21 protein-coding genes are annotated in these 13,658 nt (G+C 71.4%); 7 read left to right on the top strand and 14 right to left on the bottom strand.

Annotated elements, in window-relative coordinates:
* Nucleotides 1-62 precede the first annotated feature (62 nt).
* The 4 genes from ACZ4TV_RS20825 (at nucleotide 63) to ACZ4TV_RS20810 (ending at nucleotide 2,394) form a co-directional block, all read left to right on the top strand.
* Nucleotides 63-1,121 (top strand): YihY/virulence factor BrkB family protein, encoded by a 1,059-nt coding sequence (locus ACZ4TV_RS20825; protein WP_468136175.1) that lies wholly within the window; start codon nucleotides 63-65, stop codon nucleotides 1,119-1,121.
* Nucleotides 1,122-1,256: 135 nt separating this feature from the next.
* Nucleotides 1,257-1,670 carry a phage holin family protein gene (locus ACZ4TV_RS20820; protein WP_468136174.1) on the top strand — a complete coding sequence of 138 codons (414 nt, stop codon included), beginning with the start codon at nucleotides 1,257-1,259 and terminating at the stop codon, nucleotides 1,668-1,670.
* Entirely contained in the window at nucleotides 1,667-2,131 is a 465-nt protein-coding gene (locus ACZ4TV_RS20815) for a DUF3618 domain-containing protein (protein ID WP_468136173.1), read from the top strand. Before ACZ4TV_RS20820 ends, ACZ4TV_RS20815 begins: the two co-directional genes overlap by 4 nt.
* Nucleotides 2,128-2,394 carry a DUF4235 domain-containing protein gene (locus ACZ4TV_RS20810; protein ID WP_468136172.1) on the top strand — a complete coding sequence of 89 codons (267 nt, stop codon included), beginning with the start codon at nucleotides 2,128-2,130 and terminating at the stop codon, nucleotides 2,392-2,394. Before ACZ4TV_RS20815 ends, ACZ4TV_RS20810 begins: the two co-directional genes overlap by 4 nt.
* A 61-nt stretch (nucleotides 2,395-2,455) precedes the next feature.
* Here the strand turns inward: ACZ4TV_RS20810 and ACZ4TV_RS20805 are convergent, their stop codons facing one another.
* Nucleotides 2,456-4,036 carry a phytoene desaturase family protein gene (locus ACZ4TV_RS20805; RefSeq protein WP_468136171.1) on the bottom strand — a complete coding sequence of 527 codons (1,581 nt, stop codon included), beginning with the start codon at nucleotides 4,034-4,036 and terminating at the stop codon, nucleotides 2,456-2,458.
* A gap of 224 nt (nucleotides 4,037-4,260) precedes the next feature.
* A complete protein-coding gene (locus tag ACZ4TV_RS20800) occupies nucleotides 4,261-4,587 on the bottom strand; it encodes a plasmid stabilization protein (RefSeq protein WP_468136170.1) in 327 nt (108 codons plus the stop codon).
* Nucleotides 4,588-4,740: 153 nt separating this feature from the next.
* On the opposite strand from ACZ4TV_RS20800, the gene ACZ4TV_RS20795 reads away from it, so the two are divergent.
* On the top strand, nucleotides 4,741-5,049 hold the full coding sequence (locus ACZ4TV_RS20795) for a hypothetical protein (protein ID WP_468136169.1): 309 nt from the start codon (nucleotides 4,741-4,743) through the stop codon (nucleotides 5,047-5,049).
* 185 nt (nucleotides 5,050-5,234) lie between these two features.
* Here the strand turns inward: ACZ4TV_RS20795 and ACZ4TV_RS20790 are convergent, their stop codons facing one another.
* The 7 genes from ACZ4TV_RS20790 to ACZ4TV_RS20760 all read right to left on the bottom strand — a co-directional run bounded on the left by ACZ4TV_RS20790 (nucleotide 5,235) and on the right by ACZ4TV_RS20760 (nucleotide 9,482).
* On the bottom strand, nucleotides 5,235-5,948 hold the full coding sequence (locus tag ACZ4TV_RS20790) for a DUF6766 family protein (RefSeq protein ID WP_468136168.1): 714 nt from the start codon (nucleotides 5,946-5,948) through the stop codon (nucleotides 5,235-5,237).
* A gap of 82 nt (nucleotides 5,949-6,030) precedes the next feature.
* Nucleotides 6,031-6,441 (bottom strand): hypothetical protein, encoded by a 411-nt coding sequence (locus ACZ4TV_RS20785; protein ID WP_468136167.1) that lies wholly within the window; start codon nucleotides 6,439-6,441, stop codon nucleotides 6,031-6,033.
* 23 nt (nucleotides 6,442-6,464) lie between these two features.
* A complete protein-coding gene (locus tag ACZ4TV_RS20780) occupies nucleotides 6,465-6,941 on the bottom strand; it encodes a hemerythrin domain-containing protein (RefSeq protein WP_468136166.1) in 477 nt (158 codons plus the stop codon).
* 143 nt (nucleotides 6,942-7,084) lie between these two features.
* Nucleotides 7,085-7,570 carry a DUF6098 family protein gene (locus ACZ4TV_RS20775; RefSeq protein WP_468136165.1) on the bottom strand — a complete coding sequence of 162 codons (486 nt, stop codon included), beginning with the start codon at nucleotides 7,568-7,570 and terminating at the stop codon, nucleotides 7,085-7,087.
* 47 nt (nucleotides 7,571-7,617) lie between these two features.
* On the bottom strand, nucleotides 7,618-8,076 hold the full coding sequence (locus ACZ4TV_RS20770) for an SRPBCC family protein (protein ID WP_468136164.1): 459 nt from the start codon (nucleotides 8,074-8,076) through the stop codon (nucleotides 7,618-7,620).
* The gene (locus tag ACZ4TV_RS20765; RefSeq protein ID WP_468136163.1) at nucleotides 8,055-9,044 is read right to left on the bottom strand and encodes an SDR family oxidoreductase; all 990 of its coding nucleotides are present in this window, start codon (nucleotides 9,042-9,044) and stop codon (nucleotides 8,055-8,057) included. Before ACZ4TV_RS20765 ends, ACZ4TV_RS20770 begins: the two co-directional genes overlap by 22 nt.
* Before the next feature lie 87 nt (nucleotides 9,045-9,131).
* Complete coding sequence (locus tag ACZ4TV_RS20760; protein WP_468136162.1) at nucleotides 9,132-9,482, bottom strand: hypothetical protein; 351 nt, start codon at nucleotides 9,480-9,482, stop codon at nucleotides 9,132-9,134.
* Nucleotides 9,483-9,618: 136 nt separating this feature from the next.
* On the opposite strand from ACZ4TV_RS20760, the gene ACZ4TV_RS20755 reads away from it, so the two are divergent.
* A complete protein-coding gene (locus ACZ4TV_RS20755) occupies nucleotides 9,619-10,023 on the top strand; it encodes a DnaJ domain-containing protein (protein WP_468136161.1) in 405 nt (134 codons plus the stop codon).
* Nucleotides 10,024-10,120: 97 nt separating this feature from the next.
* On the opposite strand, the gene ACZ4TV_RS20750 is transcribed toward ACZ4TV_RS20755, so the two are convergent.
* Both ACZ4TV_RS20750 and ACZ4TV_RS20745 read right to left on the bottom strand, forming a co-directional pair.
* Nucleotides 10,121-10,600 carry an Hsp20/alpha crystallin family protein gene (locus tag ACZ4TV_RS20750; RefSeq protein ID WP_468136160.1) on the bottom strand — a complete coding sequence of 160 codons (480 nt, stop codon included), beginning with the start codon at nucleotides 10,598-10,600 and terminating at the stop codon, nucleotides 10,121-10,123.
* Nucleotides 10,601-10,723: 123 nt separating this feature from the next.
* Nucleotides 10,724-11,146: a DUF2267 domain-containing protein gene (locus ACZ4TV_RS20745; RefSeq protein WP_468136159.1), complete on the bottom strand. Its 423-nt coding sequence runs from the start codon at nucleotides 11,144-11,146 to the stop codon at nucleotides 10,724-10,726.
* A gap of 253 nt (nucleotides 11,147-11,399) precedes the next feature.
* On the opposite strand from ACZ4TV_RS20745, the gene ACZ4TV_RS20740 reads away from it, so the two are divergent.
* Nucleotides 11,400-11,675 carry an isoamylase early set domain-containing protein gene (locus ACZ4TV_RS20740; RefSeq protein WP_468136158.1) on the top strand — a complete coding sequence of 92 codons (276 nt, stop codon included), beginning with the start codon at nucleotides 11,400-11,402 and terminating at the stop codon, nucleotides 11,673-11,675.
* A gap of 192 nt (nucleotides 11,676-11,867) precedes the next feature.
* Here the strand turns inward: ACZ4TV_RS20740 and ACZ4TV_RS20735 are convergent, their stop codons facing one another.
* The 3 genes from ACZ4TV_RS20735 to ACZ4TV_RS20725 all read right to left on the bottom strand — a co-directional run.
* Entirely contained in the window at nucleotides 11,868-12,278 is a 411-nt protein-coding gene (locus ACZ4TV_RS20735) for a DUF5133 domain-containing protein (RefSeq protein WP_468136157.1), read from the bottom strand.
* A 226-nt stretch (nucleotides 12,279-12,504) separates the two neighbouring features.
* The gene (grpE, locus tag ACZ4TV_RS20730) at nucleotides 12,505-13,146 is read right to left on the bottom strand and encodes a nucleotide exchange factor GrpE (protein WP_468136156.1); all 642 of its coding nucleotides are present in this window, start codon (nucleotides 13,144-13,146) and stop codon (nucleotides 12,505-12,507) included.
* Nucleotides 13,143-13,658 (bottom strand): Hsp70 family protein (locus ACZ4TV_RS20725; RefSeq protein ID WP_468136155.1); only part of this gene is annotated, 516 nt, incomplete at its 5' end. The genes grpE and ACZ4TV_RS20725, both read right to left, overlap by 4 nt.

Genomic DNA, 13,658 nt, shown 5'->3' with positions numbered 1-13,658 from the left:
GGGGACTTCATTTCCTGGCGCTCCGCTGACATGAGTGCCGCCGGGGTGGAAAGCCGCAGGGTATGACGCACACACCGAAGCCAGGACAAGACGGCGAACACGAGCGTGGGGACACCGGCCGCGATGCCGGTGCGGGACCGGATGAGCAGGTCGAGGAACGGGCCCCGGACCAGCTCTCCGAACTGCCGGGACGTTCCTGGCGGGCGGTGCTGCGGGGCACGGTGAAGGAGTTCAAGGACGACGAGCTGGCCGACCGTGCGGCGGCCCTGACCTACTACGGGGTGCTGGCTGTCTTTCCCGCCCTCCTGGTGCTCCTGTCCGTGCTGGACATCGCCGGTGAGTCGGCGACCACGCAGGTGCTGGACAACCTGCAGAAGCTGACTCCCGGCTCGGCCCGGGACGTGATCAGCGACGCCGTGCAGCAGCTCCAGGGCCGCGGCGGCGCCGGATCGCTGCTGGCGGTCGTCGGTGTGCTCCTCGCGCTCTGGTCCGCCTCCGGCTACATCGCCGCGTTCATCCGCACCTCGAACGCCGTCTACGACATGCCCGAGGGCCGCCCGGTGTGGAGGGTCCTGCCGCTGCGCCTGGCCCTGACCGTCACGCTGATGCTCCTCGCCTGCGCGAGTGCCCTGATCGTGGTCTTCACCGGCGGCCTGGCCCGGCAGGTCGGCACGGCCCTGGGGATCGGTGACACCGCGCTGACGGTGTGGTCGATCGCGAAGTGGCCGGTCCTGGTCCTGCTCGTCACGATCATGATCGCGCTGCTGTACTGGGCCGCCCCGAACACCAAGGGCCGTGGGTTCCGCTGGGTGACACCGGGCAGCTTCCTCGCCCTGCTGATCTGGATGATCGCCTCCGCGGGCTTCGCCTTCTACGTCGCGAACTTCGCCTCGTACAACAAGACGTACGGGACCATCGCCGGCGTGATCGTCTTCCTGGTGTGGCTGTGGATCACCAACCTCGCCATCCTGCTCGGACTGGAGTTCGACGCGGAGATGGCCCGCCAGCGCGCGATCGCCGGGGGCCTGCCCGAGGACGAGGAGCCCTACGTCCGGCCCCGCGACACGCGTGCGTGGAGTGAGGAGGAACGCCGCCGTATCGGCGGGGACGACACACCGTGACGGGACGGGCCGGCTCCCGGGTGGGTGGTCTCGCCCTTCCTGGGTAGTCGCGGTGTGACAGCGGTGTACCTCGCCCGCAGCCGGACCCCGGTCCGGCCGGTACGAAACAGCCACGGTGAGGAAAGGTGAGGAATCGTGAGCACGACTGAGCGCCAGACCCAGCCCCCAGAGGAACCGGTGGGCGTGCTGGTCTCGCGCGCCACTCAGCAGATCTCGGAGCTGGTCCGCGAGGAGATGCGGCTGGCCCGGTCCGAGATGACCCAGAAGGGAAAGCGGTTCGGACTCGGCGGCGGCCTCTTCGGCGGAGCAGGTCTCCTCGGCGTACTGGCAGCGCAAGCGCTGGTCGCCACCTGTATCGCCGCTCTGGCCCTGGTGGTGCCGCTGTGGGCTTCGGCCCTGATCCTCACCGCGGTGCTGGCGGTTGCCGCCGCCGGGGCGGCCCTGGCGGGAAAGAAGCAGCTCGCGAAGGCCGGCGCGCCCGCCCCCCAGCAGACCATCGACAGCGTCAAGGCCGACGTGGCCGAAATCAAGGAGGCGGCACACCGATGACCGACCAGTCCCGTTCCGACACCGGCTCGCCCACGCCCGAAGAGCTGCGGGAGCAGGTGGAGCAGACCCGCGACGAACTCGGCCAGACCGTCGAAGCCCTTGCGGCCAAGGCCGACGTCAAGTCCCAGGCGAAGGAGAAGACCGCCGCCGTCAAGGAGCATGCCGCGCAGACGGCCGCACTGGTCACCCACCAGATCCGCGAGACGGCGGAACAGGCCGCGCACCTCGTGAAGGACAAGACCCCCGACCCGGTCCTGGACCGGGCCGCCCAGGCCACCGCGCAGGTCCGCGAGACCGCGGCCCGCGCCGGCCACCTGGCGGCGGAGAAGACCCCCGACCCGCTGCTCGAGAAGGCCGGTCGAGCCGCGACCGTGGCGCGTACGAACCGCACCCCGCTGCTCGCGGCCGGCGCCGCCCTGATCGTGTTCCTGCTGGTGCGTCGCAACCGGAGGCACAAGTGAAGGCGTCCAAAGTCGCGTACAAGCCGGTCGGGCTGGCGCTGGGCGCTGTCAGCGGCATGATCGCGGGGACCGTCTTCAAGCAGGCGTGGAAGGCGATCCAAGGAGAGGACAACGCTCCTGACGCCACGGACGAGCACCGGTCCTGGCGCGAGATCCTGATTGCCGCCGCCCTGCAGGGCGCGATCTTCGCCGTGGTCAAGGCCGCCGTCGACCGGTCCGGCGCGGTCGCCACCAGGCGCCTGACGGGCACCTGGCCGGGCTGACCCGCCGGGCCGGCGACCTGGGCGGCCCCCTTCAGATGCGTTGGGCTCAGATGCGTTGGGCTCAAGCGCGGTGGAGGAGGGTGCGCAGCCGGTGGGGGCGCAGCGCGGCCCTGGCCGCGTTCGCGCCGGGCGCGCCGTGGACGCCTCCTCCGGGGTGCGCGGCCGCGGAGGCGAGGTAGAGGCCCTTGACGGGGGTCTCGGGGCGGCCGGTGCCCGGTACGGGGCGGAAGATCGTCTGTTGGTGGAGGCCGGTGGTGCCGTTGTTGATGGCGCCGTTGTGGAGGTTCTCGTTCATCGCCTGGAGGGTGGTGGGGGCGAGGATCCGGCGGGCGCCGATCAGCGCGCGGAAGCCGGGCGCGTAGCGTTCCACCTGGGCTTCCATCCGGTCGGCCATGGCCGCCTGTTCCCGGGCGTCCCATGTGCCGGTGATGCGGTCCGGGCCCGCGTCGGACCTGATGTGCTGCGGGAGGTGGGTGTAGGCCCACGCCGATTCCGTGCCGGCGGGTGAGCGGCTGGGATCCGCCGTGGTCATCTGGCCGAACAGGGTGAACGGCTCGTCCGGTACGAGTCCCATGGCGATCTGGGACGCGAAGCGGGTCAGGCCGTCGAGGCCGTCGGCCACGTGGACCGTCCCCGCGCCGGCGGCTCGCGGCGCCGTCCACGGCACGGGGCCCGTCAGCGCCCAGTCGACCTTGAAGGTCGCGAAGTCCCACTGGAAGCGGTCCAGGTCCCGCAGGAGGCGGGAGGGAAGGTGCTCCTCGCCCACGAGGTCTCGGTACAGGGCCGGCGCCGACACGTCGGCCAGCACGGCCCGCCGCGCGCCGACGCTCTCCCCTCCGTCCGTGGTGACCCCGACGGCCCTGCCGCCCCGTACGGTGACCGACACGACGCGTTGCCCGCACCGCAGGACGCCGCCGCGGCGCCGGAGGCGGCTCACCAGCCCGGCCGTCAGCGCGCCGGCCCCGCCGACGGGAACGGGAAAGCCGTGGCTCTGGCCGAGCATCGACAACAGCCAGCCGAAGCCGCCGCTGCCGGCGGCCTCGGGAGCAAGGTCGGCGTGCAGGGCGTTGCCGGCCAGCAGGAGCCGGCCCCCGTCCCCCGCGAATTCCTCCTCGCCCAGGCGGCGTACGGGCAGAGTCAGGTTCCGGGCCAGCCGAAGGCCGCCGGCCGCGCGGAGCTTCGCGGCCAGGCGGAGCCCGGAGCGGACCGGCGGGAAGGGCGTGAACAGGGCGTGCACCAGGTCCGGGCCGACACGGCTCCACACCTCGTACATGTTCTGCCAGGCGTCCGCGTCGGCCGCCGCGAACCGGGCCAGCCCGGCCGCGGTCTCCTGCACGCGGCGCTCCAGTACGGCGCACCGCCCGTCCCTCAGCGGGTGGGCCAGCACGCGCGGGGCGTGGCTCCAGCGCAGCCCTTCCGCGGCGAGGTCGAGACGGGCGATGACCGGGGAGGCGGCGGCCAGGGGGTAGAAGGCGCTGAAGAGGTCCGAGACGTAGTCGGGGTGGACGCCGCGGTCGCTGCGGACCGCGCCGCCGGGCTCCGCCTGTGCCTCCAGGACTTCGACGCTCCACCCGGCGTCGACCAGCAGGTTCGCGGCGACCAGCCCGTTGGGTCCGGCGCCGATCACTACCGCATCAGGCATGACGGATGTCCGGGTGCGCCCTTCCGATGGCGGGCCCGTACCTGGTGGGATGGGCCGGCTCCCCCCACACTGCGTGCGGGGGGCGCCGAATCCGCGGATGACGGACGGGCCATGGGAGAAGTCCTTCTGCCAGGGCGGACGGGGCGCGGTGACGGCCACGAGCTCTCGCCGGCCGGCCGGACTCGGGCCGGATCGCTCGGGGCCGGGCGATGAGCGCGGTGAGATCAGCGGCCGAGGGCGTTCTTGAGCTGCTGCTTGGTCATCGTCGAGCGGCCCTCGATACCACGCTTCTTCGCTTCCTCGTAGAGCTCGTCCTTGGTGCGCTCCGACGAGCCGCCGCCTCCTGACCTCTGGCCGCCCCGCTGTGAGGCGGACTTGCCCTGGGTGGAGCTGCGGCTGGCCGTCTTGCTCTCTCCCGACCGGGCACGTTCCTTGTTCACGGTGCGGGAGGCCATCTCCTTCGCGCGGCCTTCGGACATACCGCGCTCCTCGCCGGACTCCTTGATGTGCTCGTACTGGCGCTCGCGCTTGGAGCTGGATCCACGGGGCATGGCAGAACCCTTCATCGACGGTGTGATGCCAAGCCCATGGTGCGGGCACCCGAATCAGCGCGCATCTCCTCGGCTCCGAACGGGGACGCGCCCTTGTCGGCCGTATGGCCGAACCCGTGCGTGGCGATCGGGCCCGCAGGTCACTCTTGCACCATGACCGGTACCCAGAGAGACCCCTCGCCCTCGACCGACGCGCAGATCGTCGAACGCCTCGTGCCGGTGTGGCTGGCAGAGGCGGCGCGCAGCGGCTCACCCACCGCCGAGGAGCACAGACGGGGGTGGGAGCAGCGCCGCTTGTCATCCGAGGCCGCCCGGGAACTCGCCGACTGGGTCACGGCCCGGGTCACCGATACCGCTTTCAACGCGGACAAGAAGCCCGATTCCCCGGGTCCGGCCCGTATCAGCGTCGCCGACAAGGCAGCGGTGCACAGGTGGCTGGCCGCTCAAGGGCACACCCTTTAGAGCTGTCCCCTAGACCTGTCACCGGTAGAGACCTGCCACCCGTACGAGCGCCCGGGCGCGGTACGGGGGTACGTTCGAATCGAGGGGTGCGGCCTGGCCACCACGGCCGCGACGGGGGCCGCACCCCTCGCGGTACCGGAAGCGGCGGCGTGTTCGGGCGGCCCCCGGTCGGTAGCCTGCGGCCGTCAGCCTTCGACACCCGTGGAGGTGTGGGCGGAGCCGACCGGCTTGGACTCCGGCGACCCCCGCTGGCGCAGGTAGACGGACAGGATCACCATGGCCGCCACGGCCAGGAGCTCGGACTGCCAGTTCTGCAGGGTCCTGTTCCAGAAATCGGGCAGGGCCAGGTAGGCACCCCACCCGACGGGATCCTGCAGCTGGCGCAGCTGCTGCTCGTCGTAGGCGGCCACGCCCGAGATCGACTGGGCGAGCCAGGACAGCGCGAACAGCCCGCCCATGACCAGGCCCAGCGAGCGTGAGTACACCCGTTGACGCCAGTCCTTCGTGCGGGCCCAGCGCGGCGAGTCCTCTCGCGCGTGATCGCCCACGCGCTGCTCGCGGTCGGACTCGGTGCCGGCCTTGTGGAGCAGCTTGGACTCCGGTGAACCCCGCTGGACCAGCCACACGGTGCCGAAGACGAACAGGAAGAACTGCAGGAACTCCGACTGCCAGTTCTCGGTGACGTCCACGGCGAAGTCCGAGGACATCATGTACTCGCCCAGGCTGATCCGCTGGAGCCCGTCGTCGGCGAGCTGCTGGTTGAACTCGGCGTGGCCGGCCCAGGCCTGTCCCACGAGGACGAGGAGGAACCCCGTGCCGAAGGCCAGGGTGAGGCTGTTGTCCCTCCAGAAGCTGCCGTTCCGCTGCCGCTGGCCTTGCCCGCTCCCGCTCCCGCTCACCGGTGCATCGCCCCGATCGCGATGAAGTACGCCAGCCCGCCCACGATCACGACCAGGCAGGCAATGAAGAGACCCCGCATGCTCAGCCGCCCTTCACGAGGCACTGGTAGGGCTTGTCCCCCTGTGGCGTGCACCCTGCCGCGACGACACGCCATCCCCCGGTGAACTGCGACAGGAACAGCGTCTCCCCGGAGGCGCGGACCAGGGCCTGGCGCCCGTAGACCTCGGCGCCGTTCACGGCTCCCGACACCGGCAGGTCCTGGCCCTCCAGCGCCTTCGCGCACGGTTGCTCCTCGTCCTCCTCCAGCTGGGCGCGGGTCTCAGGAGCCAGCAGGTCGCACGCTGCCGCGTAGTCGCGGGTGGCGAGCGCCTGCTCGAAGGCACGGCCTGCGTCCCGCGCACCGTGCGCGCGCGCCCCGGGCGCCCCGCAGCCCGGCAAGAGCAGCCCGAGCACGCCTGCGAGGGCCCCGGCACCGGCCGTCCGCAGAGCCACCCGGCGCGGTCGGACTCCCGAGGTCATCGGCTGCCGGCGCTGGGAGTGGCCAGCGGATCCCGCGGCGCCTTCGGCTTCTCCGCTTCCAGCCGCTCACCGAGCTCGACGAGCCGGTTGCGTCCCATGGCCTTGCGGACGTCCGGGAACCACTCCTTCTCCTCTTCCTCCACGTGGTGGCGGACGTTCTCCATCAGGACGCTCATCTTCGCTTTGAACCGTTCGTCGGCGGGGTCCATCCCCTTGATCTCCGACAGCATCCAGACGACCGCATGGTGCTCCTCGATGCTCTCCAGGATGTGGTCGGTGGTGTCGGGCGCGGCCTCGCGGGCGGCGGGGTAGAAGATCTGCTCCTCGATCCAGGCGTGGACGGTCAGCTCCTCGACGACCTGGTCGGCGATCCGCCGCCGTTCGGCCGTGTCCTCGTCCGCGGTCTTCTCGAACTGCTTGAACAGCTTCTCGACCGTCTTGTGGTCGTCGCGCAGGAGCACGATCGCGTCCATGAAGATCCTCCAAGCACTGCGGACTGCGAGAAAACGGTGCTTTCCACTCGTTTCCCTACCCGAGGGCAGCGGTCCCGGCACCGCAGGGCGAGCGATGCCGCCCGAGTGGACCAGCGCCGGCGGGTGTCTTCACGGGCACGGGCCTACGGGGGACGCCCGTGCCGAGGGCTCCGGTCCAGGGGGCCCCAGGGGCCGCGCTGCCGTTTGATCTCCTGCGTGGCCTCCTCGATCACTGCCTGGTCGATCCACCCCATCGGCTCGACGTCGGTGACCAGGGGCTCGTTGTCGGGGCCGCGCCCGTTCTCCTTGCCGAGCAGCAGCCAAGGGCGCACTCGGCGGTCCTTGACCCGCGGCAGGTGGGCGTAGTCGTACAGGCGCCGGGCGGCCCAGAGCCGTAGCGGGCGTTCGCCCCACCAGGGCTCGACGTCGAGGGGGCTCGCCGACAGCCCGGGCAACGGAATTCCGGTGAGGTCATCGCGACTGGCGAGTGCGGGAAGATCGGCTTCCGGTCCCATCGACCAGCGGACGTACCAGCCCGTCCGGCGGGCGATGAGACCGGTCAGCTCGTCGAGCGAACCGATCACCGGCATGCGCGGGTGGTTCTTCCGCGGGTTCTCGGGGTGCACCATGGGCGCATACCTCCGGGGCGGGCGCGGCCGGTCCCTTCACCTCGTCCTCAGACCCGTTCGCGTTCGCCGGCTCCGGCGGACTCCTCGACGACCTTCGCCAGCCGTCCGAGCATGTCGCGGTGGCGCAGCTGGATGAGTGCGTCGAGTGCGGCGTTGTGGAGGGTGCCGCCCATCCCCCGCAGCGGGTGTTCGTCCATGATGACCAGGGACTCCTCGCCCCAGGAGCGGATTTCGATCGCTACCCGGGCCGTCCCGACGGGGCCGCTGTCGACTTCCAGCTCCAGTTCGTCGGGGGCCTTCACCCGCCGGACGACGGTGGTGCCCGAACCGGTCCACGGTCCGATCCGGACGGTGTACTCGATGGCGGAGCCGAGCTCGGGCCACAGGCCGCGGGCGACGCGCGAGTCGCTGGTGCCGACCACCCAGTCGGCGTAGCGCGTGCCGTCGCTGAGCACGGCCCACACCTCGCGCGGCGCGGCGTGGATCAGGTGGTGTCGTACGGCCATGGTTCCTCCCCGGGGCGGGGGTGTCGGTTCTGGTCCGGCTGCCCGGAGGATCCCGGCGCAGCCGTCCGGGAGAGGGCGGCGGTGGCGCCGCCGGGTCCGAGCAGTCCGGTGGGCGGCAGGGGGCCATCGCGGCGCTCGGCGAGGACCTGCCGGGAGCGGTGTGCCACGACCGATGGCAGGCAGGCACGCGCCGCTTGCAGACCGCGCAGCCAGGGCGGTGCGTACACGTGGGCCGACCGGCGTTCGATGCCGCGGACCATGGCGCGGACGAAGGGGGCGGGGTCGTGGACGACGGAGGCGGGCCAGGGCAGGTGGGCCCGCAGCTCGCGGAAGACCGCGGTCGCGTCGGCCTCGCGGATCATGCCGGTGTCGGCCCAGCTCAGGTAGGCGATGCCGACACCGACGCCCCGGTGTGCGACCTCGGCCCGCAGCGCGTGCGCGAAGGCTTCCACGCCGGACTTGGAGGCGCAGTACGCCGTGAGCAGCGGCGCGGGTGCGAGGGCCGCCAGGGAGGCCACCTGGAGGAAGTAGCCGCGGGTGCGCAGCAGGCCGGGCAGGAAGCAGCGCGCCGTCAGAGCGCTCCCGACGAGATTGATGTCGACCACCCGCCGCCACGTCCAGGTGTCGCACTCCAGCAGCGATCCTCCGAGGGCGACACCGGCGTTGGCCACGACCACGGAGGGCTCTCCCAGGGTGTGCCGGACGGCTTCGGCGGCCGCCGCGAGTGCGTCCGCGTCGGTCACGTCGGCAGCCCAGTGGGCCGCGGGGCCGGGAAGATCCGCGGCCAGCCGACCGAGCCGCTCCGCCTCCAGACCGACCAGGGCGAGCCGTGCGCCGCGCCGGGACAGCGCGTACGCCAAGCTCGCGCCGAGGCCGCGCGCGGAGCCGGTGACCACGGCGACACGGCCCCGCAAGGGTCCGGATGCGTCCGTGTCGTCCGTGTGGCGCCGCTGGCCGACGGTCCTCATGGCGGGCGTCTGCCCGTCCGGCCGACGGCTACACGCACCGCCCGCCGTGGCCATGGACGGCCCCTGTGCGCCTTTCCCGCGGGGCTGTCACTGCGGCTGGGTGTGCGCGGTGGCGCCCAGGAGCGGCGCGTTGCGCCGCTCGGGCCGGTGCCAGGCCCCGTCGGTGATCTTCTCGCGCGGCGTGCCGGCGGCTCCGGGCGCCGCTGGGATGAGCCTGCGGGCCAGGAGCCGGCCCACCCAATGCCGACCGCACACCGGGCACGGCGAGGCGCCGGCGGGGGTGTACGGGGAGGGCACGGGGACGCCGTCGCGGGAGAAGTACTCCCAGATGCCGCCCTCGTCGTCGCTGTACTGCTGGACGTCGTAATCGACGCTCCAGTCGTGCCAGCACCGGCCGCACGTGAATTCCACGCGTTCCAATGCCAGATCGGTGATCATCTCCTTCGCCCCCTTTCGACTCCGGTGGGCCACGTAATCGATATACCCCTCGCGGGGTGACCTTGACAACATCGCACGCAGGTTTTATGACAGGTGACAGAAACGGCTGGTTCCGGATGTCCCGGAGGTGAGAGCAATGGACGACTCTCGCCCGTCGCGCGACTATTACGCCGATCTCGGAGTCCGGGCGGCGGCTTCCCCCGAGCAGATCACCAGCGCCTACCGCGGCCTCATTCGAGCCTTGCATCCTGACGTGCGCCTGGGGCCGGGCGGGCCGTCAGCCGATGCCGACCTCGCGAAGGTCATCGACGCCTACCGGGTCCTGCACGATCCCCTGCGGCGGGCCACCTACGACGCCGAACGCGCGCGCAGGCAGCCACCCGCCGGCAGCCGTTCGGACCGTTCGGTACGGATACCGGTGCGTGTGCGATCCACGGCGGAATCAGCGCCACGGCCGTCCCCGCGACCGCCGGCCGGCTCATGGCCGTCGTACGGGGATCCGCTCGACAGGCTCATGGCATGGCTGCTTTACCAGATATGAACCTGGAAACAGGCAGAGCATGCGGCGCGATGACCGTGGCATCGAACAGCCGCCTCCGACTCCGATTCCGTCCCGGCGCCATCGCGTCATCAGCGCGTCAGCCCGGGGCCGACTCCTTGCCCCGCAGCGCGATCCTGCGCCGCTTGTTCTCGGCCGACTTCGGAATGCGAAGGGTCAGCAGGCCCTCGCTGAGGTCGGCCTCGCAGTGCTCGGTGTCGGCGGGACCGGGCAGGCTGGTGCGGTAGGAGAACTTGCCGGTCCGCCTGCTCAGGACCTTGCCGCGGTGCTCCTCGGTGACCTCGCCGCTGATGCTGATCTCGTTCGCGTCGGCCTCGATGTCGACGTTCTCGGCGGGCACTCCCGGCAGTTCCATGCGCACGATGTACGCGTCTTCCGTCTCCTCTTCTTCGGCCATGGGAGCCCACGGCCCGCTGCCGGTCGGGACAGCTGCCTGCTCCAGGAGCCGGCCCATCTGATCCCACATGTTCTCGAAGTCCCGGAAGGGGTCCAAGGCTCCCCAGCCCGAGCGCATGGGCTCCAGAGCACTGCCCGCTCCACGCCAGATCGGCAATGCCATCTCCAACACCTCCCACATCTGTGACAGGGAGTGAAACCCGAGGAGTAAGCCCTGTGTATTCGGGCCACTCCCTGCCAGGCGCCTATCCGGCCCGGCGGGGCCTAAACCAGGGCTCCCTCGATCTCAACCACTCCCGCGCGAGCCCGCGTTCTTGCCCTCCTGGAACGCCTGCGGCATCGAGAAGAGCCCGGAGAACTCGACCGGCAGGGTGTCCTGCAGTTCTTGTCCCAGGGCCGGTTCGGCCTCCGCGACGTAGGAGTACACATCCTGTGCCAGGGCAAGGGCACGCTCGGGCGGAGTCTCCAGATTGCGGGCGATCTCCTGGGACAGCTCCGTGATACCGCCGTCGGCCGGCGGAACGATGGCGTACGCGGCGTCGCGCTCCTGCTCCGGCAGCACCTCCCGCAGGCGTCGGCGCTGCGGCATCGTCAGGCGGTGCGTCAGGGCGGCCAGCGTGACCCGGGCGACCCGGGCACCCTCGTCCGTACTGGACAGATGCGCCCGAGCGGCGACTTCCTCGACCAGTCGTTCGTGGGTGATCATCATGCCTCCTTCGCCGGTCTCCGATGAGCGAGGCCGCACGGTCTGTCGCATCGCGCAGGCGGCGGGCCTCCTCAGGGGCAACTGTCCGTCCGAGCGAGGGCTAAACCAGCCCCACGAGCCCCTGACTCCTCCTTCCCGGCCCGCAGTGCCGCTCGGGTGACGTCGGCACCCGAGCGGCCCCCGTGCGGGTGCCGGTCGTGGGCCCGGGCACGAGGATGAGCCGAGACAACCACCCCCTGACCTCAGGAGCTTCGCAATGCTCGAACGCCAGCAGCTCAAGGACCGTGCCCGGGTCACCTTCGTCCTGCCCGCCGACACGCCGCCCGGCCCGGTCAGCGTCGTCGGTGACTTCAACGACTGGAAGCCCGGCACCCACACCCTTGAGCCCCGCGGCGACGGCATGCGAGCCGTCACCGTCGCCCTGCCCGACAAGAGCGTCCACTCCTTCCGGTATCTGGCCGCGGGCGACTACTGGTTCAACGAGGACCACGCCGACGGGATCGACGGAACCAACAGCCGACTGCACACCTGATCCGACACCCGGGGAGGGGCGCACATCCCAGAATGACCCCGGCCGCGTCAGGGCTGTTGGAGCTTCGCCGGAGCGGCGCACCTACCGGGCCGCTCCGGCCCTCCGAGAACCGTCCGCGACGGCCAGGCGGTGAGCCACAGCGGGCACGCGGCCAGCCGCAGTCGCCGGCCGGGCCGACTCTCCCCTTCTCTTCTACGCTGACCGGGCCAGGTGGTGCTCCGCCGCCTGGAGCGCGTCGGCCGCGGTCGCCCGACCCATGAGGACGCACAGGGTGTAGGTGACGTCGTCCATCTCACGCAGGGCGTCCGGGTCCGTGGGAGCAGCGGCCAGTCGGATCTGGCAGGCGCGCAGCCGCGTCAGGACCTCCTCCGTCCTCGGCCGGCTGGGCGCGATGCCGACCCGCGGCGCGGGCGTCGGCGACCGTGGCGTGCGCGCGGCCTCCACAGCTCTGCGCAGGGCCCGTTCCACCTGCGCGGGTACGGGTACGCCGCGCGAGCCCGCGACCATCGCCGCCGCCATTTCCCCGACCTCGACATGAGCCAGCTCGGCGGCAGCCGCCAGGATCTGCTTCGCCTCCCGCGCCGAGCAGGGCGTCGCCGCCATCACCATTCCCATCGCCCACGCTTCCGTCGGCTCCGGTACCAACGGCTTTCCACCCGACCGACCGGCTTGGGTCCGCAGGCGGCCGGACTTTGGATTACTAGGAGACTTCACTGCGGGATCCCTCCAACCCAAAGCGAACCAGGCGATGACGAGAAGTATGGAAGGTATGCCCACCTCTACTGCCTAAGGCACCTTCGCAGCCCAACCCGGTGCGCGGGCCGGACGCTCAGCCATCCGCTGCGCGCCTCTCCGGTGGTTCGCTGACCGTGACCTGGGCCGGGCGCAGGAGGTGGTCTCCGACGCGGTAGCCGGGGCGGAGCACGGTGGTGCAGGTCGGCCGGTCGACCTCGTCGGACCGCCGGTAGGAGATCGCTTCGTGGCGGGTGGGGTCGAAGGGTTCTCCCGGGGTTCCGACTTCCTGGAGGCCGAGGGTGGCGAGCTGGGTTTCCAGCGCGTCGGCGACCGCCAGCAGGCCGGGGTCGAGTCCACCGTGCTCTTCCCCGTGCTCGCGCGCCCGGTCGATGGCGTCGAGGACGGGCAGCAGCCCTCCCAGGACGTTGGCTACGGCGATCTCGCGTATCGCGAGACGGTCCCGCTGGACCCTCTTGCGGTAGTTGTCGTATTCCGCCTTCAGACGCTGAAGGTCAGCGGTGCGCTCGGCGAGCTGTGTCTCCAGTGCCGCGGCCGGGCCGCCCGCGCCGGGTGTACCGGGAGGGCCCGGTTCCTCGGCGCGTGGCTCGGCCGGTGGGGGAGCGCTGCTCTCGGCTGCCCTCAGCTGGAGCGTGACGGGGTCGATGCGCCGCTTGTCCCGGACGACGATGGGCGGTGTCCGCTTTCGCGGCCCGTCGAAGGATGTCGGACGGCTCATCGCGCGTCTCCCTTCGGAGTCTCCTCGTCGACGATCTCGGCGTCGACGACTCCCTCGTCCTCTCCTGACGGCTCGGTGCCGGGTGCCGGTCCGCCGCCGCCCGCAGCCGCCTGGCTGTCGGCGTAGAGGGCGGTGCCGATCTTCTGGGCGGCCGTGCTCGCGCGCTGTGTCGCGTTGCGGATGGCGGTCGTGTCCTCGCCCTTGAGCGTCTCCTTCAGCTCGCCGATCGCGGTCTCGGTCTCGGTCTTGACGTCGGCCGGGATCTTGGCCTCGTTGTCGCGCAGCAGCCTTTCGGTCTGGTAGACGAGCTGCTCGCCCTGGTTGCGGGTTTCGGCCGCCTCCTTGCGACGGCGGTCTTCCTCCGCGTGCTGCTCCGCCTCGCGGACCATGCGGTCGATGTCCTGCCGGGGCAGACTGGAGCCGCCGGTGACGGTCATCTTCTGCTCCTTGCCCGTGCCGAGGTCCTTGGCCGTGACGTGCATGATGCCGTTCGCGTCGATGTCGAAGGAGAC

It is taken from the genome of Streptomyces sp. NPDC028910 (assembly GCF_055564955.1).
Note: the sequence above shows the minus strand (reverse complement) of the source record. Positions and strands in the feature narration are given on the sequence as shown.